Raw genomic sequence first — 22,190 nt, 5'->3', positions numbered from 1 at the left:
CTTGTTCTAAGCAAGCTTATTTTTGGCAAGCTTAGCCTAGTCTAAACCCTTGTCACCTCTGTCCAAATTGGTAGTTTACCCCTAGACAAAAGCGCCAAGATGAAAGAACTCTTGTATATTGAAATCCCCACACCAGACACATCTGTCGTTCGGAACTGGTTGCAAGCGGAATTTGAACCAGGAATCGGGCAAAAAGCGATCGCTCCTGAAGGTTTTCGCTTGCAGATACCTATAGATACAGCGATAAAGACAAATATTTCAGATCCAACGGCAAAAAAGCTAGGGGAGATCTCCGCTTTTGTTTGGTCTGTACAGCGTACTACATATCTCAAGGTTTTCCGTTGGGCAGATTGTCCCCTACCAGGAGAACGGCAAATTCTGCAAAGTCTTGTAAAGCAGATTAGAGCCAAGTTTCCGCATCACTATCCCGCACCACCAGCGATAGATTTATCCCAACAGTCTATTTTTGAGGCGCTTGCTCCCCACTACCCCCTCACCGTCAAGTATTTTCAGCAGATACCTAATGGCGAATACGATCTCAAGCGAGTTTACTGGTGGGAGCAAAGGTGGCGCGAAGGAGTGCAGAATCCGCAGCAGCCGCGTCAAGTTGTGTTTTCTAAAAAGAATGTAGAGACGTTACATGTAACGCCTCTACAGCCATCCTACGATCTCATTTACATCGGTGGCGCATTAGGAGTGATTCATGCGGCGGTGATGGCGCAACTGGGTTATCGCGTGTTGTTGTTGGAGCGTTTGCCATTTGGACGGATGAATCGGGAGTGGAATATCTCTCGCACGGAATTACAAAGTTTAATCGACCTGGGTTTGCTAACTCCCGCAGAATGCGAAAGCGTTATTGCACGAGAATATAAAGACGGATTTAATAAGTTTTTTGATGGGAACAATCCACCCCATTTAAAAGCACCGATCCTTCATACTCCAACGGTGCTGAATATAGCCTTAGATGCAGAAAGGCTGCTGCGGCTGTGTGGAGAAAAGTTAAAAGCTGCGGGGGGTGAAATTTGGGACGAAACCGAGTTTCTCCGCGCTGATATCGAGCGATCGCAAGTTACGTTACAAGCTCGGCATTTACCCAGCCAAACTCAAAAACAAGCTAGTGGCAGAGTTTTAGTAGATGCAATGGGAACGGCTTCTCCGATTGCTTGGCAACTCAATGGCGGTCGTGCTTTTGATAGCGTCTGTCCGACGGTAGGAGCGGTCGTTAATGGCGGCTTCGAGCCTGGGGTATGGGATGCTCAATATGGCGATGTTCTCAACAGCCACGGCGACATTTCGCGGGGAAGACAGTTAATTTGGGAATTATTTCCTGGTGCGGGCGAAGAAATCACAGTTTATTTGTTCCACTACCATCAAGTCAATCGAGAAAATCCTGGTTCGTTGCTGGAGATGTACGAGGACTTTTTCACAATTTTGCCAGAGTATCGCCGTTGCGACCTCGATAAACTCGTATGGAAAAAACCTACGTTTGGTTATATTCCGGGACATTTTAGCGTTGGGAGTCGCGATCGCACGGTTGCTTTCGATCGCTTAGTCGCGATCGGCGATGCAGCTTCACTGCAATCTCCCCTCGTCTTTACTGGTTTTGGCTCCCTAGTCCGCAATCTCAGCCGTCTCACAGCCTTATTAGATACAGCGCTCAAGCACGATTTGCTCAGTGCTAGCGATTTGAATCAAATTCGCGCCTATCAAAGCAATGTTGCCGTGACTTGGATGTTTTCTAAAGGCATGATGGTTCCCACGGGTAAATTTTTACCACCAGAACGGGTCAACTCGATGCTGAATAATTTCTTCGGACTGTTGACTGACGAACCTTTAGAAGTTGCCGATCGCTTTATTAAAGACCGCTTTGATTGGTTTACTTTTAATCGTTTGGCGCTGAAAGCTGCCAGAAAAAATCCCGTCTTGCTGCTCTGGATTTGGGAATTAGCTGGAGCTAAAGATCTGCTGCGATGGCTGCTGAGTTACTTTAACTTTAGCTGGAATGCCTTGCTAAGTCTTTGTTTTAGCGGCTGGTTGCCGAGTTTTTTGCACCAGATCCAACCGTGGTTAGAACCCCGCTATCCTAGATTGTGGCTGAGGCTGCTGGCACAAAGCTACGCCCTGACAACTGGCATGGGAAGACCCCAACTCGCGATCGCCCCTCATCCCCGCACGCCTGCAATTGGTTCTCAAGATGTAGTTAGTAGTTAGTAGTTGGTTGACAGTTGACGGTTGACGGTTGACGGTAAACGCGCTCGCTACACGGACGTGTTGACGGTTGTTGGTTAACTGCTCAGAAGTCAAGAGTCACTGACAACTGATAACTGTCAACTGTCAACTGATAACTGACAACTGCTCACTGATTCTGGTTTCTGGGTGGAAATTTTGGTAATTCAATTGATGCTAGTGATTTTCTACCTTTGGGTGGGTGCCAAGGATAAACAACTGGTGAGGGCCAGTTGAGGTTAACCTGATTCTGGCTGGATGGGGAAGCATCGGCTGGTGAAGCTTCTGCTTCGCCTGCTGGTTCATCCGTCTGCAATTCATTGATTGGGTGCGATTCTGATATCTGTGGTTGGGGCGCGAGACGATCGAGGTCGAGCGACGTTGTATCGTCAGTCTCGATCGCCTCTGCTGAGGCTTCTTCTTGTAACAAACTCAAGAAATCGTCTAGGTCTACTTCTTGGTTAGTTTCTGAAAAGAAAAAACTTCGCTCTGCCGAGCTATTAACGCTTTGCAAATCGAAAGCTCCAGTACTGGGGGTGGAATTGAAACTGTAAGGCGCTTGGCGATCGCTCAACAAGTTTTCCGCCGTCCACTCATTCAATGGTGAATCTGAGGATTCTTGTCGGTCGCGATCGATAAAATTCGGGGTTTGAATCGACCACGGAGTAATCGGTTGCGGGTTGGGGAATAACGATTGCGTTCTCAAACTACTAGCATTATTTTCTGGGGGTCGATCGGTTGTGGAAGCGGGTGATTCCGCACACTTTTCTAGCGCTACTTTTAACTGCATGGTGTAGCGTTGCTGGCGCAGTAAGCGAGAGCGGAGATCGCGGCAGGATGTCTCGACTTGCATGAGCTGATAGGATTGCTCGTTATATCTAGACTGCACGAGAGAGCATTCTCTTTCCATTTGAGCGATTCGTTCTTGGCTGGCGTTTAAGTCATCGGTAAGGGTCTCAACCACAATTTTCTGCTGCTGGATGGCTTGTTCTGCCGTCTCTAGCTTGGCAGATAAAGATTCTACTTGCGATCGCGCTTGCTCCTGAGCTTGAATTTTTTGGGTAAGCTTCAAATCTGCCTCGCGCGATTGCCCTCTGAGGTAATGCAATTCATTTTGGCTGTTTTCTAGCGCTCTCTCTAACTGAATTACCCGTTCTACTAGTTTGGTGTTGGAGCCGCGCATCTCTTGGATGAAACTCAATAACGTCGCGACTTCTTCAGGAGTTAAGGATGCTCCACCATTCTCTGCCGAGTCCATCCAGCGAGCAACGGACGACCAAGAACCTACTGCGGGTTCTGGTTCCACAGAAACGTCGCGGGCAACAGCAGCATCGTCCGCTGACTCAGATAAATTGGTTTCGTCTTGGTTTGCTGGGGATGCCTCACCATCGGCAAGCCCACTATTAGCAAAATTAAACCATTCAGAAAATGGCGCACTATTGACTTTTTCTGCTTCACTCATGGTCTTGTACCCCGCTGTAAAAATTCTTAGCTGCCCCGGTATCAGACTTTCTATTATTCATCCACTTTTAAAAGATTTTTTTAAAGATTCAGACTTTCTTAAAAAAAATAGATCTTCTACCATAAATGAATTTTTCGGTATTTATACTGGTAACTTTTCCCAAATTCTGTATGCAGAAATATAAAATAATTAGGCGAGTTGTTACTCTCGTTTCTATCCTGTAGCTATTTTACCTCCACCACCTCAATTGAAGAAAGTTAGTTGTTAGTTGACAGTTGACAGTTATCAGTGACTAGTGGCTAGTGACTGGTGACTAGAAATGCTTCCTTTGCTTCCTTGTCTCCCTGTCTTCCCTGTCCCCACGCATCACGCACCACTCAATTCATTATTTGCTCTATGTCATTTAATTTTTCTGCTCGGACGTGGCTAGGAGTTGTGGTAAGTAGTTTAGGACTGTGGTTTTTACCCATACCTGGAATTGCCAACTCGGCGATCGCGGCAAAAAAAATTTATATTTCCTATGGAGCGATCGAACGGTCTATTTCTGTAAACTCCTTGGAAAGCTACGCTAAAAAAGGCATAGTTGACGACGAGCTAGCTACCTATGCAGCATATGTCAGTCCCCAACGATTGTTACAATTACAGCGAGTTTTACTCAAACGGATCGATCTAAGTCCGGTTGCAGTATCCCAGTTTCTTTATACGCCAACTGGAACAACCCTGTTAAAAAGACTAGGCGAGGTTGTCCAAACTGAATCTCGGCAATCGGGATTTTATGCCCTGCGCTCGGCACTCGTTTTAGCAGCAGCAGATCCAAAAGGCTTAACACTCCTGAACATACTACACAAATTCCCGACTAACGTACGAGTTAATATGGGGCGGATGCTTCAGATGGCTGAAGCCCTAGAAACGTTGATTAGCCAATCTCGCAGAGCGATCGCCTTAATTTCTGAAAATTCGACAGCCGCAGCTGCTCAAGTCCAAGGAATAAATTTTTCTCAGTTACCAGATTTGCGCTCGCCTGGACGTTTTAGTTGGAGCAAGCAAACCTTAAAATTAAGCGATCGTCGCCGCGATCGGGCTTTTGTTGCCGATCTTTATTTACCAAGGGAGCAGGGAACAGGGAGCAGGGAGCAGGGAGGACAAGGGGGACAAGAGGACAAGGGAGCAACTACCAATTACCAATTACCAATTACCGATCGCCAAAAATTCCCAGTTATAGTCATATCGCACGGTTTAGGGAGCGATCGCACGAGTTTTATTTATCTAGCCGAGCAACTGGCAAGTTATGGTTTTGCTGTTGCAGTTCCCGAACATCCTGGTAGCAATGCAGAACAATTACGATCGCTGTTTTCCGGTCAAGCCGCGGATGTTGCAGAACCGAGCGAATTTGTCAACCGTCCTTTAGACGTGAAATACTTATTGGATGAATTAGAGCGATTGAACGCAGCTAATCCCAGTTGGCAGTTGAATGTACAACGAGCAGCGATTATTGGTCAATCGTTTGGCGGTTATACTGCCTTAGCTTTAGCAGGTGCAGGCTTGAATTTTAGCCAACTGCGCCGAGACTGTAATAACCCTAAAGATGTCTGGAATCTATCGCTACTGCTTCAGTGTCGTGCTTTGGCTTTACCATTGACTCAAGATAATTTGAAAGACTGGAGAATTAAAGCCGCGATCGCCATTAACCCATTTACTAGTAGTATTTTTGGGGAATTAGGGTTGAGGAAGATTCAAATTCCCGTAGCGATCGTTAGCAGCAGTGCAGATACAATCGCTCCTGCCTTACCAGAACAGATTATTCCCTTTGCTTGGTTGACAACAGCGCGAAAATACTTGATCTCCATCGATCGCGCCAGCCATTTTTCTACGATTGGTGAATCAGCTGCGGAAGATGCCGATCCGATCCCCCTACCTGCACAAGTTATCGGTCCCAATCCGGCGATCGCACGCCGCTACGTTAGCATTTTGAGCGTGGCATTCATGGAAACTTATCTCGATCGAAACCCCCAGTATCGTCCCTATCTCAGCTCCTCCTATATTCAAACCGTCAGCCAAGCACCGCTAGATGTGAGTCTCGTTTCATCCTTACCACTAACTCAGCTAGCTAATTCTATCTGTGCGGTGGTCACAGCCCAACAGAATTTTTGTCCTCAAGCTTACAGGCGGGGGAGAAAAGAGAGCTGAGGGGGCTGAGGGAGCTGAGGGAGAGAGCAATGACCAATGACGAATGACTCTAGTTAGAGGACAGATGACGATCGCGCTTGCTAACTTGGTGAATGAGAGCGAGACTAGGAGTTAAATGGTGATGGATAGGATTTTGTTGATGATTTTACTGTTGGGTTTGCTACTCAGCTTCATCGTAGCGCCATTTTCTGGCTTAGCCTTACTGATGATTTTCCTGCTAGCTTCAGCTATTTTGTGGACAGGCTGGACGCTTGTGAGTATTTTAATCCGTGGTAAGACAAGCGACAGTAATTCGTAGTTCGGCAATCGCTGCCATCATGAGTGAGTCGCGATCGCAACTCACTACTATTAAATGACAAAACAGCTAGTTACAAAAAAGAACGGTAGATTTCGCTTTCTAACGTACCGCTAAAACATCCCTGTCCGATAGAGGTTCTCTGCCAGTCTGCCAATGCTTCATCTGGCGTAATTCTAATTGTAGATACTAATTCTGCCCGAATTTGCTGAATGAGTTCCTGCTCTGTCAGCTTAGTATCTCTTGCTTTTGGTGTAGATGTGGAAGTTCGAGCGATCGACATTGTGGCTTATCCCTCTTGCACCAAGATTTATTTGTCAATATTCTCAGGCTATAACCACACCCACGTTCATCAGCTTAAGAATTCTTGATAAAGAGTCGGGAGTCGGGAGTCGGGAGTCGGGAGTCGGGGAGACAAGGGAGAAACTCTAGCCACTAGCCACCAGCCACTAGTCACTCTTTACTGATAACTGATAACTGATCACTGAGAACTGAAAAAAGTGTCACTGGAGATGAGTTTAAGGGAGAAATCGTGAGTTATCTAAATTTGTAGATATACTCATAATGCCCTGTAAAAGCTAGGGGTAGCGTGTAATTCAGAAATTCCGAATTCCCTAGCGCCTCATCACTCCTTCTCTGTCATATGCCCGTATACTGCACTCAAGGTCACGAAAACTTGCCTGAAAGTCGTTTTTGTATGCATTGCGGCGAGAAGCTGTCTCTAGCGTCGGGAAATGGCTTGTATTCAGGACAGGTGCTAGGCGATCGCTACTCAATCGTGCGTTTACTAGCACAAGGTGGTTTTGGGCGCACCTATCTAGCGGAGGATAGTAACCGCTTTCGCGAACTCTGCGTTTTGAAAGAATTTGCGCCGCAAGCACAGAGTAATACTCTTTTACGCAAAGCAGCAGAATTGTTTGAACGGGAAGCGGGAGTTCTTTACAAATTGCAGCATCCGCAAATTCCCCGCTTTCGCGAATTATTTCGCGTCAAAATTGACAGTAAAGAACATTTATTTCTCGTCCAAGATTACGTAGAAGGGGAAACCTACCGCAGTTTATTAGATGAGAGAATGCAGCAAGGAAAATTTTTTAGCGAGACAGAGATCGTTCACCTCTTGCAGCAAATTCTTCCTGTATTAGATTACATCCACAGTGTAGGAGTCATTCATCGGGATATTTCCCCAGAAAATTTAATTTTACGCGCTAGCGATCGCCTACCAATGTTGATTGATTTTGGTGGTGTCAAACAAGTTGTTGCGACTGTTTCATCTGCTAAGTCTGGTAGGGGAACGCAAACGGCTACGCTACTAGGAAAAGTCGGTTACGCACCACCCGAACAAATGCAGCAGGGGGTAGTTTATCCTCACAGCGATTTGTATGCCTTGGCTGCTACAGTATTGGTGTTACTCACGGGTAAAGAACCACAAGAATTAATCGACGATCGCGATCTTACATGGCACTGGCGGCGAGAAGTCAATCTCACGCCAATGTTGGGGACGATGTTAGATAAAATGCTATCTCCTCGCCCTAGCGATCGCTATCATTCCGCACAACACGTTTTACGTCTTTTACAACAGCATAGTAAAGCTGCCGCAACACTCGTACCTACTCCTATGACGGTAGCAGTTAATAAATCACCCAATGCCGTTGCTGTCAAGCCAGTTATTAACATTCCCCAACCAGTTATTAACATTCCTCAACCAGTTATTAATTTTTCTCAGTTGGTTCATAAGTTTCCCAAGCCTGTAATTAACTTCCCTAAACCAGTTATTAATATCCCCAAATCAATTATTAAAATTCCTAGCGTTACTTTCTTCAAAACTAAAAAACTTTGGTTTGCATTACCAATCGGAATTATATCTGCATATATGGGTTGGTTAGTGGTAAGTGGTTGGTTGCAATTTCAATCAAATTTGACTGAAAAGAAAACACCCCAGACGCAAAAAGTTGCGGCTAAACCTCAGTTTTCTGCTGCCGAACAACGTCGTAAAAATCAATTGCGCGATCGCCGTCAGCGAATGGGGATAAATAACAGGTATTACATTGCTTTAGTAGACCAAGTTTTTTGGGAAAGATATCCTCAGTATAAAGGTCGTCGTCTCACGGCTAATCCCGCAGATGCAAAAATTAGGGCTGACTGGGATAATTTAGCTGCGGAATGCTTAGATTGGTTGCATTTTCTGCCTTCAGAAACTCGCAAGCGTTTGGGTAGTTATTCACAAAAAGATCGATCGCGTTGGCAACAGCAATTGGATCGGCTAAACCTCAGTAATAGAGCTTTATACGATTTAGCTGATGCTGCCTTTTTACAAATGTTTCCCCAACAGAGGGGACAAAATTTTATGAACAAACCGATTAATCAGGTTTGGTATGCGATCGCTGAGGAGAAGTTGCAAGCTATCCTGAAGGGAAACGCTTATGAGAAAATTGAGTTTGATTCTGGAACTAGCGAACGACAAGTTAGTGGTAGATTGAAGTCAGGCGAAGGGAAAACTTTTGTTGCCGAATTGACAGAAGAACAAGTGATGCAACTGGAACTGGAAGCCGATCCGCAAGTATTAATTTCAGTGTATTCTCCTACAGGTAAAATTAAGCTGATGGAAGATTCTCGCGATCGCACTTGGGATGGTAATCTCCCAGAATCCGGTTTTTATGAGTTTGTTGTCGTATCTACTGCGTCTGGTAAGAGCGATTATCAGCTTAAACTAATTATTAGCGAATAGCAGTTTGCATCCATGTCAATAAAGCTTATTTGGCGATCGCTATTATATAACACTGCGTTCGCAGGTACTATGTATATCATTGCTGGTTTATTTCTCTACTTTCAACAAACGCGATTTATCTTCTTTCCTCGCGCTACTATTGATACTACACCAGCAGCATTTAATTTACCTTATCAAGAGGTGTGGCTACCTGTAAAAACGGCATCTAAGCAGGTAGAAAAAATACATAGTTGGTGGATACCTGTCTCGACAACAAGCGACAGAGTACTGCTATATTTGCACGGTAATGGAATTAATATTGGCGCAAATGTGGCTCACGCAAATCGATTTCATCGCATGGGATTTTCAGTATTACTTCCCGATTATCGCGGTTATGGTTTGAGTCAGGGGAGTTTTCCGACTGAATCGCAAGTTTATCAAGACGCACAAGTGGCTTGGGATTATTTGGTTAAGGAGAGAAAGATTCCAGCCAATCGGATTTTTATTTACGGACATTCTTTAGGTGGTGCAGTGGCAATCGATCTGTCGGTAAAACAACCAGATGCGGCTGGATTAATTGTGGAAGGTTCTTTCACTTCAGTTGCGGATATGGTAAATCATCAGCAAGTTTATCGAATTTTTCCGATAGATTTATTGTTACACCAGCGTTTTGATTCTATTAATAAGATGGGTTCTTTAGCAATGCCAGTATTGTTTATTCATGGTACTGCTGACTGGCAAGTTCCTGCTAGTATGAGTCAACAATTATATCAAGCTGCACCGCAACCAAAACAAATTTTTTTAGTTCCAGGGGCAGGGCATAATAATACTGCTGAGGTCGCTGGTAGTCAGTATTTTCAGGTGGTGCAGCAGTTTGTTAAGCAAGTAGAGAATAAAAATGTCACGCAAAGGCGAGGACACTTCCATGCGGGGGTTTTCCCCGTTGAGGAAAGTGTCCGTAGCAAAGACGCAAAAGTTAATTAAGAGATTTTTCGTGAGTCAAAAGTATTAAAAGGAGAGTGTGAAAATGCTACTTCAATTAAGTCAAATTGATGTGCAACCAGGGCAAAAGGTAACTTTACGCAATATTAGCTGGGATGATTTTGAGCAAATATTAGCAGAGTTGGGCGATCGCCGTGCTTCTCGAATCGCATATTATCAAGGAATGTTGGAAATTATGGTTCCATTGGCAGGACATGAAAGTGGTAAAGAGAATATTGGGGATTTGGTGAAAGTCCTGCTGGAAGAACTCGATATTGAGTTTGCGTCTCTGGGTTCGACTACTTTCAAACGACAAGTTATAAATGCTGGTGTGGAACCTGATGCTTGTTTTTATATCCAAAATGAGGCAGTAATTAGGGGTAAGGAGAGGATCGATCTGAACTTCGATCCTCCACCAGATTTAGCAATTGAGATCGATTTTACCAGCAATTCGGAGATTAAAAAGAATAGCTACGCCGCGTTAGGTGTTCCTGAATTGTGGGTTTATAATGGGCGATCGCTTAATTTATATGTGCTGCAAGAACGGCAGTATGTTGCTACAGAACAAAGTCAAGTTTTTCCTAATTTGCCAATTGTAGAAGCCATTCCTCGGTATGTCGATCGGAGTAAAGTAGAAGGAAGAAATGTCGCAATTAAGGCATTTCGGAGATGGGTTGCAGAATATCTAGGAACCAAGGGAGATAATTGAGCAAACTACTAAAAGATGTAGAAAAGCTATTTCAAGGCAGGTTCGGTAATGACTCCCATTTGTTTCATGACTTCTAGCAAGTTCAATTCATACCACCATTCCACAATCTTCCCTTCAGAAATGCGGAATAAATTGAAACTCCCATTGACAGTTATAACCTTACCTGTAGGTGGTATTCCCATAAATATTCCCGTGTGAGTACCTTGAAGAGTAGAACGATACATCACTTTATCTTCCTGGGCGATCGTCTCTTCAATTGTCTGTCGAATATCGGGAAATCCTTGAAATAAACTCACTGCAAATTTTTTGTTTGCCTCTATTCCTCGAATTGGTTCAGCCCAGCTACAAAAGTAATGTACGATCTCTGACGAGACTAACTCATCCCAAGCTTTTTTCCAATTAGGATTAGTTCCCCACCCTTCAGTAGCAAAACGCAGAGCGATCGCTTTGTTTTGTTCGACAAACATATGAATCTCTCCTTTTAAGCTTTATAAGAAATACTAGTGGTATTACTTTTAGACTGATGTGAGGTGATGATTATTAGTACAGACGGTGGTATCAGCAACCAGAACCCTGAAATTGGCATCAAAAATATCCCAACTAGAGCAGTTACTAGAAGACACCAACCAAGAAAATTTGGAAGAGTTATACTTTGAATTTGTGCCCAGCAACATAGTTGTCCCATAGCAAAAAGTAATGGCACAACCATCAAAAACCAAAAGGCAGTATTGCGATCGCAAAATGGATCTACTGCGTTGAAAAATCCACTCCGAGCAATATTCGATAGCGGTTCGGCATAGAGCCATAAACCAACTAAAACATGGATAATGCTGGTAGCGTATAGCCAATATCCACTCAATCTCAACATTCTCAGCCTCCTTAGCGCTCTCGGTAATGAATGTTATGAATTTAGCTGAGATTGTTGGCTAACGTCGCACAAGTTCTTGCAATTTTGAGCAAATTCTTGCTATTGCTGTTGAAATGTTTTGGGAGACATCCCCGTTAAGCGACGAAAATGGCAACTCAAGTGACTTTGATGCGAAAAACCACACTGAAACGCTACATCTGCGATCGCTAAATTTGGTTGTTTGAGTAATTGTTTTGCTCTTTCTACCCGCAGCCGAATCAAATATTGATGGGGTGTCATGCCCGTAGATTGTTTAAATAGACGACAGAAATAATATTGACTCATGCCTACAATCCGAGCTAAATCTGATAATTTAATCTCTAGATTTAGATGAGCGTGAATGTAATCAGTCACCTGTTGCAACTTGTACTGTGGTAGCCCGTCAGAATATGTAGAGATTTTTGGTGGTAATGTGGAGCAGGTAGTAAGCAAATGTACGGCTAAAGCAACGCCGACAGACTCGCCATAAATCCGTCCAGCGGGACACCCAGCCTGTAAATCTGCTTTCAAAGCTGAGGCGAGTTGTTGAATTACCGGATCGACAAATTGAAAACGAGGAATTAGTTCCAGGCGATCGCGATCCGTACATTCATTTGCCAATCTTGCTAAAAGTTGAGGAGTAAAGGTAATCAGAGTAAAGCGTACTTCTTGCTGCCATACTGCCCAATGCAGCGTGTTAGCCGGACAAAAAGCAATCTCGCCATTACCAAACCAGTAAGACTGATAACGATCGCCTACGCGCCTTTCGTGCTGTACCCAATTATGGCGATCGCTCACATCGAGGACGTGTTGCGCCATCAAATGCTCTGTTGGAGTCTCATAACCTGGATGATGGTAGTAAGCCAGAAAAAGATCGTTCCAGCCTGCTGAGTGGCTGTCAAGCAATGGTGGATGAGGCAGGACTTTGGTAGAGTCCTCTAGCTTAGTCATATCCAGTTTGAGCTGTTGCAGCATATATTCTACGCTCCCAAAGTGGCGATCGTCCGCGTTCGCTATAGCCGCTACGATACCAACACACCTATTATTAAATTACTTTCAGGAGAATGCACGTACCCACCCTAGTGCATCCAAAATCCGGTATCCTATACTTCTGTCATAGCCACTGTGGGATGCTTCTATGTCTTTCGTCGGTCTACACATCCATAGCGATTACAGCCTGCTCGATGGTGCCAGCCAGCTACCGCAACTAGTAGATCGGGCGATAGAATTGGGTATGCCTGCGATCGCGCTTACCGATCACGGTGTCATGTATGGGGCGATCGAGTTAATTAAAGTTTGTCGTAGTAAGAATATTAAGCCAATAATTGGCAATGAAATGTATGTAATTAACGGCGATATTGAAAACAAAGAACGCCGTAGAGTCAGAAAATATCATCAGGTTGTCTTAGCGAAAAATACTAAAGGTTACAAAAATTTAGTTAAGCTTACGTCGATTTCTCACCTCAAAGGATTTCAAGGTAAGGGAATATTTGCCCGTCCTTGCGTGAATAAAGAACTATTAGAACAGTATCGGGAAGGTTTAATTGTTACTAGTGCTTGCTTAGGTGGAGAAATTCCCCAAGCAATCCTACAATGTAAACCAGATATAGCGCGAGAAACTGCTAAATGGTACAAAAATGTGTTTGGCGATGATTTCTATTTAGAAATTCAAGATCACGGTTCTCCTGAAGACAGAACGGTAAATGTAGAAATTATCAAAATCGCTAGAGAGTTAGATATTAAATTTGTTGCCACAAACGATTCCCATTATATTTCCTGTTTTGACGTTGATGCTCACGACGCATTATTGTGTATTCAAACGGGTAAGCTAATTTCCGAAGATAATCGGATGCGCTATAGCGGTACGGAATATTTGAAGTCCGCTGAGGAGATGGCGCAATTATTTCGCGATCATTTGCCAGATGATATTATCCAAGAGGCGATCGCCACAACTTTAGAAGTTGCCGAGAAAATCGAACCCTATCACATTTTAGGCGAACCGCGACTGCCTAATTACCCAGTTCCAGCCGGACATACAGCTGATACTTATGTAGAAGAAGTTGCTTGGGAAGGATTGCTAGAACGCCTCAATCGTAAATCTCGCAATCAAATCGAACCAGTCTATAAAGAAAGGTTGGAATATGAGTTGAAAATGCTTCAGCAGATGGGCTTTTCGACTTACTTTTTAGTTGTATGGGATTACATTAAATATGCTAGAGACAATGACATTCCCGTAGGACCAGGACGCGGTTCGGCTGCTGGTTCTTTAGTTGCATATTGTCTGCAAATTACTAATATCGATCCGGTACATCACGGTTTGCTATTCGAGCGATTTTTGAATCCAGAACGCAAATCAATGCCTGATATTGATACCGATTTCTGCATTGAAAAACGCGATGAAGTCATTGAATATGTCACGCGGAGATACGGTGAAGATCGAGTCGCGCAAATTATCACATTTAACCGCCTCACATCCAAAGCTGTTTTAAAAGATGTGGCGCGAGTGTTGGATATTCCCTACGCCGAATCAGACAAAATGGCGAAATTAATCCCTGTGGTGCGGGGTAAGCCAACTAAACTGGCGGTGATGATTTCTGACGAAACACCAGAACAAGAGTTTAAGGATAGATACGACAACGAACCCCATGTTCGCCGCTGGGTTGATATGGCGATGCGAATTGAAGGAACGAACAAAACTTACGGCGTTCATGCAGCCGGAGTTGTGATTTCATCCGATCCGTTAGATGAAGTTGTTCCATTACAAAGAAATAAAGAAGGCGATGTCATTACCCAATATTTTATGGAAGACATCGAAGCAATGGGATTGTTGAAAATGGACTTTTTAGGATTAAAGAATTTGACTTTAATTCAGAAGTCGATTCAACTGATCCAACAATATCGCCACATTAAAGTCGATCCGTATGAAGTTACGGCAAATGAAAGAAAAGTGCAGAAAATTTTAGCCAAAGGTGAAACTGATAAAATTCCTGAAGATGTAGAAAAAGCTTATAAGCTGCTAGAAGCAGGCGCGTTAGAAGGAGTATTTCAGCTAGAATCCTCAGGAATGCGTCAGATTGTTCGAGATTTAAAACCTTCTTGTATCGAAGATATTTCTTCAGTGCTGGCTTTATATCGACCAGGACCATTAGATGCTGGTTTAATTCCAAAATTTATTAATCGCAAACACGGTAAAGAAGCAATTGAAAACGAGCATCCCATATTAGAGCCAATCTTGCAAGAAACCTATGGAATTATGGTGTATCAAGAGCAAATCATGAAAATTGCTCAAGATTTAGCCGGATATTCCCTCGGACAGGCGGATTTGTTAAGACGTGCGATGGGGAAAAAGAAAACTTCTGAAATGCAGAAGCAAAGAGAAATTTTTGTTGATGGTGCAGCAAGAAATGGGGTAAAAAAACAAATAGCTGAAGAGTTATTTGAGAAGATGATGAAGTTCGCTGAATACTGCTTCAATAAATCCCATTCCACAGCTTACGGTTACGTCACTTATCAAACTGCCTATCTCAAAGCGAATTTTCCTGTAGAATACATGGCGGCGCTATTAACAGCCAATAGCGACAAAACAGAACAGGTACAAAAATATATTGCTACCTGTTTGAACATGAATATTCAAATCGAACCACCAGATGTAAATCGTTCTGGGGTAGATTTTACGCCAATAGAAGACAACATTTTATTCGGACTATCAGCAGTTAAAGGAGTCGGTGGAGAAGCGATCGCCTCGATTTTAAAAGCACGCGCAGAAGGCAAATTTAAATCTTTAGCTGATTTTTGCGATCGCGTCGATTTACGTGCTGTCACCCGTCGAACTATTGAACCACTAATTTATTGCGGTGCTTTCGACAAACTCGAACCAAATCGGCAGCAATTATTAAAAGATTTAGAGCTAGTTCACGATTGGGCGCAATCCCGTGCTAAGGATAGAGCGATCGGTCAATTTAGTTTATTTGATTTAGGGGGACTGACAGATGCTAGTCAGTCGGAAAGTAGTTTTGATTCTGCTCCCAAAGCACCCCCAGTAGCAGATTTCCAACAATCGGAAAAGCTACGTAAAGAAAAAGAATTATTAGGTTTTTACGTCTCCGATCATCCCCTCAAAGCAGTCAGTCAAGCAGCACAAATTTTATCTCCGATTAGTCTAAGCAATTTAGAAAACATTTCCAGCGAAGCCTCTGTGAGTTCAGTAGTGATGCTAACTAGCATGAAACCCGTAACCACGAAAAAAGGCGATCGCATGGCAATTTTACAGTTAGAAGATTTGACAGGACAAACAGAAGCAGTTGTTTTTCCTAGAACCTACGAACGCATTTCCCATCTGTTAGAAGCAGATACGCGATTAATTGTTTGGGGTAAAGTCGATCGACGAGACGACAAAGTACAAATGATTATTGAAGATGTAGAACCAATAGAAAACGTCCGTTTAGTCATGGTAGAACTTGACCCCTTACAAGCTGGAAACATCCAGGAACAACATCGCTTACAAGAAATTTTGCAAAAGCAGGTAGAAGAGAAAGAAAAAGCGAAAATTCCAGTGTTTGCTATTATTCAAGATACCCATAACCGTCAACTAGTACGCCTTGGACGCAGTTATTGGGTACAAGATAGTAGAACCGCTGTAGAAGCACTCAGAACCGCCAATTTTCCCGCTCACGTACAGCCATTATTAGTTAACAGTTAACAGTTAACAGTTGACAGTTATCAGTTATCAGTTGTTAGGGAAAAGGAAACGGGGAACAGGGAACAGTCAACCGTCAGCCATCAACTGTTAACTAACAACAAATGACAAATGACAAATTACTGGCTATTTCAAGGAAACCCTAAATATTACCGAATTTTAGATGCAATTCGGGAATTAGAAACAATTCCGTGGCGGGTGACTCGCTATAGCAAAGAGATTGCTGTGGGTGATGGAGTTTTGGTGTGGATGGCAGGAGAAAAAGCAGGAATATATGCGATCGCGGAAGTCGCAGAACCCGTACAAGCTTTAACAGAATTACCCGATAAAGACTATTGGCTCGATCTAAGTAAAGCTGATAGTAAATTTCATGTCAAAATTCACTGTATTCGTAAATTGTTGGGACAACCATTAAGGCGATCGGAATTGCTTTACGATCGCGTTTTGAGCAATTTACCTGTAATTCGCGCTCCCGGTATTAACTACAAAATCACGCCGGAAGAATGGCAGCGAGTTCATCAGTTGAAAGGATAATGATTTTGGTCAAGATTCGACAACAAACTGACTTTGCGATCGCTCAAATGCCCGTATCAGCCCGTTTGTGTAAGGCTTAAGAAATTTTTGCTCGCTCATCCAAGTGCGATTCATTATCTCTGCTACCAATAGAACGTTCCACACAGCGGTCATTTCCCAAGTCGCACCTACCCGTGGCATAACCATCGTACACAAACGCACCAGCTCATCTTCAATTGGAGCCAAGCTACCCTGCAACACGCAAAGCCACAAGTATGCTTGAAACATATCTAAGTCTCGGAGGCACGAATGCTTCACGCTAGGATGATCCAATCTTCCCCGCCGTGTGCTGGTTTTGGGAAACTGTCGCAAGAGATTCATATAAACCCGATGAGAGATCGCCTCGACCTCTGGTAGCATGTGGTGAACGACTTGAAACGCAGGCGAACTAAAATCATGCTTACTTGCTGCCTCGCAAACGCGCAGCCACGGCAGCGCTACCTGCTCTTCTAGAAACTTGAAGTAAGGTTTGACAAAAATTTGCTCGACAGCATTCAAATTTTCTAATAGCGCTACATTGCTAAGGTTGAAGTGAGTCGTGAGAAAGCCTAGCTTCGCCCAATCATGAGAAATTTGGTGACGCTCTTGATACTCTAACAGCAGTGGTTCTACAAAGCTAGCTAGCTTGATGATGTCTGTATTGCTCAAGCCAACTAATTGTACGCGATCGCCCTTGCCAGCTTGGACTGTCTCGTTAAGAGAGTATGATGGCTGCTTGTAAAACTCCAGTAGATTTAAGTAGATTTCAACAGTACACTGCACGATGTTGGTAATTTCACTTGGACTGGTTGTCGATGGAGTGAATTCATACAGCTCGCTCGCTCTAGTAGCAGCATAGTCGCAGTTCAGCTCGATCAGCGATCGATGCAACTTTGCAACAGTTTCTTGTCTGCCCTCCAGCGAAATGACGTGAAACAGAGTCTCAGAGGCAAAATGATGTTGCGCAGAGAAGGGGATTTGAGGCTGATATCGCTCTGCCCAAATTTTGACGAGCTGTTGAGTGGTTAGGTTCTGTGAAATATCTGAGCTGATGAGCATATGAAGGCACTCCATTTCATCAGTAAAGTGAGGAATTCGTAAACAAATAACACACCCGTTAGCCCTCAACCGCAAGCGATCCCGTTCGCCGAACGAGATCGATCGCGGAACAAGAACTTCATCATTAATCGGTGAATATTGCTGCTATTGTTTCAATGTCTTTACTTTAACATCACGCAGCGATCGCTAAGCTACACATTTACTACTGTTGTTGGTAATTGGTAGTTGGTAGTTGGTAGTTGGTAGTTGGTAGTTGGTTGTTGGTTGTTGGTTGTTGGTTGTTGCGTGGTGCGTGGTGCGTGGGGTATATAGTCACTGATAACTGATAACTGATAACTGAATAACTGCTCCCTACTCTTCGGTAGCAAACCAAGCCCGCAAAACTTCTGCAACAGTCCAAGCTTGGGCAATGCAGCCGCGTGGAGTCATGGGCGCATCGCCGTCAAAGATTTCGCTTAAACTCCCAATACCGCGATCGCAAAGGTGGTTTGCCATTGGTTCGAGAAATTGACGCGCCTGCACGGGATTTTTATAAACGCGCAAATGTGCAGAGACAAATGCACCAATTAACCATCCCCAGGCTGTCCCCTGATGATACGCGCTATCTCGTTGCAGTGGATCGCCACCATACCGTCCTCGATATTGGGGATGTTCGGGAGAAAGCGATCGCAAGCCAAAAGAAGTCAATAACATCTGTCCGCAAGCATCGACAACCCCTTTTTGCTGTGTCGGGTTAAGTAAAGGTGCAATGCCTTGCGCCCCCACCAAGGGTAGAGAGACGGCAAAAATTTGGTTGGGGCGTAGGGATGAATCGTCGCCATCAGGACCATCGAGTACGTCGTAGCAGTAGCCTAACTCTTGATTCCAGAAACGAGAGAACCTCGCTAGCGTGCGGTTGGCGATCGCCTCGTACTCTTGATGCGGCTTACCTAACCGACGGGCGAAATTTGCCATACTCCGCACGGCATTATACCAAAGTGCGTTAATCTCAATCGGTTTACCAATTCGAGGTGTGACGACCCAATCGCCAATTTTGGCATCCATCCAGGTTAACTGCCATCCCTCTTCCCCAGCATAAAGCAGTCCGTCAGCTGCATCGAGATGGATGTTGTAGCGCGTACCGCGACAGTGCCAATCAATAATATCTGCTAGGACTGGAAATAGTTCTTGGATGAGGGCATCATCTTCTGTAGCACTATAGTAGGCACGAACTGCTTCAAAGTACCACAAAGTCGCATCAACAGTATTGTAATCTGGTGCTTCCCCGACATCGGGAAAGCGGTTGGGGATCGTGCCGCGATCGACGTACTTAGCAAAAGTGCGGAGAATATAACGGGCAATTTCCGATCGCCCCGTGCAAAGTGTCAATCCTGGTAAGGCAATCGCCGTGTCGCGTCCCCAGTCGCTAAACCAAGGATAACCAGCAATAATCGTTTTACCCTGCGGTTCGTCTGCCAAAGGGCGATCGACGATAAACTGGTCGGCAGCTAGAACCAGCTGGTGTATCCATTGCGGCGGTTCTTTCGCTTTAATCGAACGACTGGCTTTCCACTGTCCGAGTAGCTTTTGTTCTTGGGTGTGACGCAGTTTCAAGGCTGCTGCGCCATCTAAATTTGGATGGCTTTCCGTACTTGCCACAAAAGTCAAGGATTCCCCAGGGTTGAGCGTTACCTGAAAAGTTGCTGCGTGCAAGTGGTCTTCGCGATCGCTCAGTCCTCGGTAGCGTTCTACGGCTAAGTCAAAGCCATAGTACCAGTTGTGAACGATTGTTGCTGTTGCACTATCACTTAGCAAGTAGAGGGGTGTAGCACCTGGATAAGCAGTGACGCAAATTCCTAGATCGACTGGATCTAAAGCCATTTGCCAGCTGTTACCTTGGGTAATGCCGTGATAATCGCGATAATTGACCATCGCTTTCAGTCCCAGTTGTAGCGGTGCAGTGGCGCGAACGGAGGCATACTGAATGTAAGTCGTATTGGCTCCCTGCTGCATCCATACCCGCTTTTCCAATAGGGCATCAGCATAGGCAAAACGCCAGACGGGGACTGTCCCTTCTAGAGAAAATTGCTCGACACACAAATAACCTTCAGGGCTGACAATTCCATCTCGCCAGCGATTCGTATTTAAAGGATAGAAGCGATCGCCATACAGAATCGTTTCATCCAACTTTGCTAACATTAACGTGCGACCCAAAGGCGGTTTGAGGGCTGCGACTAATAACCCGTGGTAGCGTCGAGTCAGCAATCCCGCTACCGTACCAGAGGCATAACCGCCAATCCCGTTTGTCACCAGCCACTCTCGCGTTTCCGCGATATCCAGGTTGCCGCAGATTTCCCGCCCAAATTGAATCGCCATATCAACCTACTGCTTGCGATCGTCACTATGTTTGAGTATGCACCGCAACCATAATATATCGTCGATGGGGATTAGGGGTGAGGGGATAGGGGTGAGAAATTGTTGAGAAATTGCTGAGACAAGGACAAAAGCCTTTCAAGATCGCGATTTCTGCGGCTGACAATACACCACCAACAACGCAAACAAACCAATTCCAGCCAAATATTTCAAGGGCGAGGGAACGATTGGACTGGGAGAAAAAAAACCTTCAATGATTCCGGCAATAACCAACATTGGAACAATTCCCAATACTAATTGAGCGGCTTGAGCGCCATAAACCTTTAATGCATCTCCCCGTTTATATTTACCAGGAAATATAATAGCTCTAGCAATTAAAAACCCTGCTCCCCCAGCAAAAAATATTGCTGGCAACTCTAAAGCACCGTGGGGAAATACAAACGCCCAAAAGGGATAAGCTAAATTATTCTGTCCGACTAAAGTTGCAACTGCTCCTATACTTAAACCGTTATAAACTAGTAAAAACGTTGTATATAATCCAGCAGTAATTCCACCAGAGACAGCAGCGAAAGAGACAGATATATTATTCGTCATAATGTTTGTAGATGCCAGTGGCTCGACACCAACAATCGAACCCATCCACAATTGACGATCTTCTTGTACTTTTTTAATCAAATAATCGGGGACGACTAATGATAGAAATGTTGGGTCTTGCCACGCATACCACCAAGCTACAATTCCACCAAATAAAAAGAGTACTGTAGCTAAGGCAATAGAACCAAAGTTATGCCGAATTGCGGTTGGAAAACCCCAGCGATAAAAGTCTAGTACTGCTTGCCATTCCTGTCGCCGCGAACCTTGATAGATCTGGTTATAGCTACGAGTTGTTAAAGATTGTAAATTTTGAAGAATAATATTACTAGCTTGTTGAGTCCGGGCGCGGGCTAAATCTGCGGCTACAGAGCGATACAAACTGGCTAATTCTTTAATTTCACCAGAGCGAAGTGCCTTTATTCCCTTTTTTTCAACTTGATTTAACAGAACGTCTAAACGCTTCCAGTTTGGTTCTCGGCGAGCAATCCATCGTTGAACATTCATAAATTTTAAACCAGATTGGTTTTAGCTACTTTAAGATAACTGCAATAATTTGGGCAAACTATAATTATCTACCCTTATATCGGGGAAAATAACATTATGTCCCAGTTTAGTTCTAGTTCGATGCAACCGTTAAGTGTTGGCAATGTCGTCACTGCGGGAGCCAGGATGTATAGCTCTCATCTTAAAACTTATCTAAAGTTAGCTTTGCAAGCCCATTTATGGATTTTAGTGCCGATCTATGGTTGGGCAAAATTTGCTGCGATCGCCGGACTAATTTCGCGCTTGGCTTTTGGCGAACTCGTCAACCAACCTGAAAGTATTAGCAATGCTCGCAACTATACTAATTCACGTCTTTGGTCATTCTTTTTCGTCGCGCTTCGAGTTAGTTTTTTAATATTTCTAGCTTATTTTGGATTTATTATTGTTGGCGCTATTATCGCTACTATAATTGGATTTGTTCTTGGATTTTTACTAAATACGATTTTTGGCAGCACCGGGAGAACAATTGCTGCTATATTGGCAACGATTATTATAATTGTCGCCTTAATTTTTGGTTTAGTATGGCTATATTCTCGTTTATTTATATCTGAGATACCGCTAGCAGTTGAAGAAAATACTAATGGTGGGCAAAGTATTAACAGGAGCTGGAATTTAACTCAAACATCTATATGGCGCATTCAAGGAATTGTTTTAATAGCTTTTATCGTGACATTTCCAATTTTAGCTTTATTTAGCTACATCCCTCAAATATTTTTGTTACGCCTAGAACAAGGCTCCACTGCCTACACAATTGTGTATCTAATTTCTTGGATTCTAAGCTTTGCCGGAGGAATTTTAATTATGCCATTTTGGCAAGTTATTAAAGCTGTTGTGTATTACGACTTACGAACACGACGGGAAGGACTAGGATTGAAATTACGCGATCGCGATGTCTAATTTAAGTGATGGGTAATAGCAACTACCAACTACCAACTACCAACTAC

General features: G+C 44.0%; 17 protein-coding genes. 9 read left to right on the top strand and 8 right to left on the bottom strand.

Translation table 11 applies throughout. The features are described from left to right. Positions 1-99 precede the first annotated feature (99 nt). Entirely contained in the window at positions 100-2,211 is a 2,112-nt protein-coding gene (locus QH73_RS03475) for an NAD(P)/FAD-dependent oxidoreductase (RefSeq protein WP_039715246.1), read from the top strand. Positions 2,212-2,356: 145 nt separating this feature from the next. On the opposite strand, the gene QH73_RS03470 is transcribed toward QH73_RS03475, so the two are convergent. Beyond that, positions 2,357-3,688 carry a hypothetical protein gene (locus tag QH73_RS03470; protein WP_039715245.1) on the bottom strand — a complete coding sequence of 444 codons (1,332 nt, stop codon included), beginning with the start codon at positions 3,686-3,688 and terminating at the stop codon, positions 2,357-2,359. 309 nt (positions 3,689-3,997) lie between these two features. Here QH73_RS03470 and QH73_RS03465 point away from each other — a divergent pair, with 309 nt between their 5' ends. Both QH73_RS03465 and QH73_RS03460 read left to right on the top strand, forming a co-directional pair. Continuing rightward, positions 3,998-5,875, top strand: coding sequence for an alpha/beta hydrolase (locus QH73_RS03465; protein WP_309476439.1), 1,878 nt, complete (start codon positions 3,998-4,000; stop codon positions 5,873-5,875). A gap of 121 nt (positions 5,876-5,996) precedes the next feature. Further along, positions 5,997-6,173, top strand: a complete 177-nt coding sequence (locus QH73_RS03460) for a hypothetical protein (protein WP_165587612.1) — start codon at positions 5,997-5,999, stop codon at positions 6,171-6,173. A 70-nt stretch (positions 6,174-6,243) separates the two neighbouring features. Here QH73_RS03460 and QH73_RS03455 read toward each other — a convergent pair whose 3' ends face one another. Continuing rightward, the gene (locus tag QH73_RS03455; RefSeq protein ID WP_039715243.1) at positions 6,244-6,453 is read right to left on the bottom strand and encodes a hypothetical protein; all 210 of its coding nucleotides are present in this window, start codon (positions 6,451-6,453) and stop codon (positions 6,244-6,246) included. Positions 6,454-6,813: 360 nt separating this feature from the next. Here QH73_RS03455 and QH73_RS03450 point away from each other — a divergent pair, with 360 nt between their 5' ends. The 3 genes from QH73_RS03450 to QH73_RS03440 are packed head-to-tail and all read left to right on the top strand — an operon-like array spanning position 6,814 to position 10,564. Continuing rightward, positions 6,814-8,895, top strand: coding sequence for a serine/threonine-protein kinase (locus tag QH73_RS03450; protein ID WP_039715242.1), 2,082 nt, complete (start codon positions 6,814-6,816; stop codon positions 8,893-8,895). Positions 8,896-8,907: 12 nt separating this feature from the next. Further along, entirely contained in the window at positions 8,908-9,858 is a 951-nt protein-coding gene (locus QH73_RS03445) for an alpha/beta hydrolase (RefSeq protein ID WP_132866555.1), read from the top strand. A 43-nt stretch (positions 9,859-9,901) separates the two neighbouring features. Next, positions 9,902-10,564, top strand: a complete 663-nt coding sequence (locus QH73_RS03440; protein ID WP_039715241.1) for a Uma2 family endonuclease — start codon at positions 9,902-9,904, stop codon at positions 10,562-10,564. Between the two features lie 26 nt (positions 10,565-10,590). Here QH73_RS03440 and QH73_RS03435 read toward each other — a convergent pair whose 3' ends face one another. From QH73_RS03435 to QH73_RS03425, 3 genes are all read right to left on the bottom strand, one after another. Beyond that, on the bottom strand, positions 10,591-11,031 hold the full coding sequence (locus QH73_RS03435; RefSeq protein ID WP_039715240.1) for an ester cyclase: 441 nt from the start codon (positions 11,029-11,031) through the stop codon (positions 10,591-10,593). 14 nt (positions 11,032-11,045) lie between these two features. After that, complete coding sequence (locus QH73_RS03430; RefSeq protein ID WP_132866552.1) at positions 11,046-11,432, bottom strand: DUF6463 family protein; 387 nt, start codon at positions 11,430-11,432, stop codon at positions 11,046-11,048. A gap of 99 nt (positions 11,433-11,531) precedes the next feature. Further along, entirely contained in the window at positions 11,532-12,401 is an 870-nt protein-coding gene (locus QH73_RS03425) for a helix-turn-helix transcriptional regulator (protein ID WP_132866550.1), read from the bottom strand. A gap of 187 nt (positions 12,402-12,588) precedes the next feature. On the opposite strand from QH73_RS03425, the gene QH73_RS03420 reads away from it, so the two are divergent. Continuing rightward, positions 12,589-16,149, top strand: coding sequence for a DNA polymerase III subunit alpha (locus QH73_RS03420; protein ID WP_039715238.1), 3,561 nt, complete (start codon positions 12,589-12,591; stop codon positions 16,147-16,149). 108 nt (positions 16,150-16,257) lie between these two features. Further along, the gene (locus QH73_RS03415) at positions 16,258-16,680 is read left to right on the top strand and encodes an EVE domain-containing protein (RefSeq protein ID WP_039715237.1); all 423 of its coding nucleotides are present in this window, start codon (positions 16,258-16,260) and stop codon (positions 16,678-16,680) included. Between the two features lie 9 nt (positions 16,681-16,689). Here the strand turns inward: QH73_RS03415 and QH73_RS03410 are convergent, their stop codons facing one another. From QH73_RS03410 to QH73_RS03400, 3 genes are all read right to left on the bottom strand, one after another. Then, complete coding sequence (locus QH73_RS03410) at positions 16,690-17,757, bottom strand: hypothetical protein (protein WP_039715236.1); 1,068 nt, start codon at positions 17,755-17,757, stop codon at positions 16,690-16,692. Between the two features lie 351 nt (positions 17,758-18,108). Further along, a complete protein-coding gene (locus QH73_RS03405; RefSeq protein WP_039715235.1) occupies positions 18,109-20,112 on the bottom strand; it encodes an amylo-alpha-1,6-glucosidase in 2,004 nt (667 codons plus the stop codon). Between the two features lie 135 nt (positions 20,113-20,247). Beyond that, positions 20,248-21,207 (bottom strand): stage II sporulation protein M, encoded by a 960-nt coding sequence (locus QH73_RS03400; RefSeq protein WP_039715234.1) that lies wholly within the window; start codon positions 21,205-21,207, stop codon positions 20,248-20,250. A gap of 96 nt (positions 21,208-21,303) precedes the next feature. On the opposite strand from QH73_RS03400, the gene QH73_RS03395 reads away from it, so the two are divergent. Then, the gene (locus QH73_RS03395) at positions 21,304-22,143 is read left to right on the top strand and encodes a hypothetical protein (protein ID WP_039715233.1); all 840 of its coding nucleotides are present in this window, start codon (positions 21,304-21,306) and stop codon (positions 22,141-22,143) included. Positions 22,144-22,190 lie beyond the last annotated feature (47 nt).

Origin of the sequence: Scytonema millei VB511283 (assembly GCF_000817735.3) — a bacterium.
GTDB classification, from domain to species: Bacteria; Cyanobacteriota; Cyanobacteriia; order Cyanobacteriales; family Chroococcidiopsidaceae; genus Chroococcidiopsis; species Chroococcidiopsis millei_B.
The sequence above is the reverse complement of the archived record's forward strand: the minus strand, read 5'-3'. Positions and strand labels throughout refer to the sequence as shown.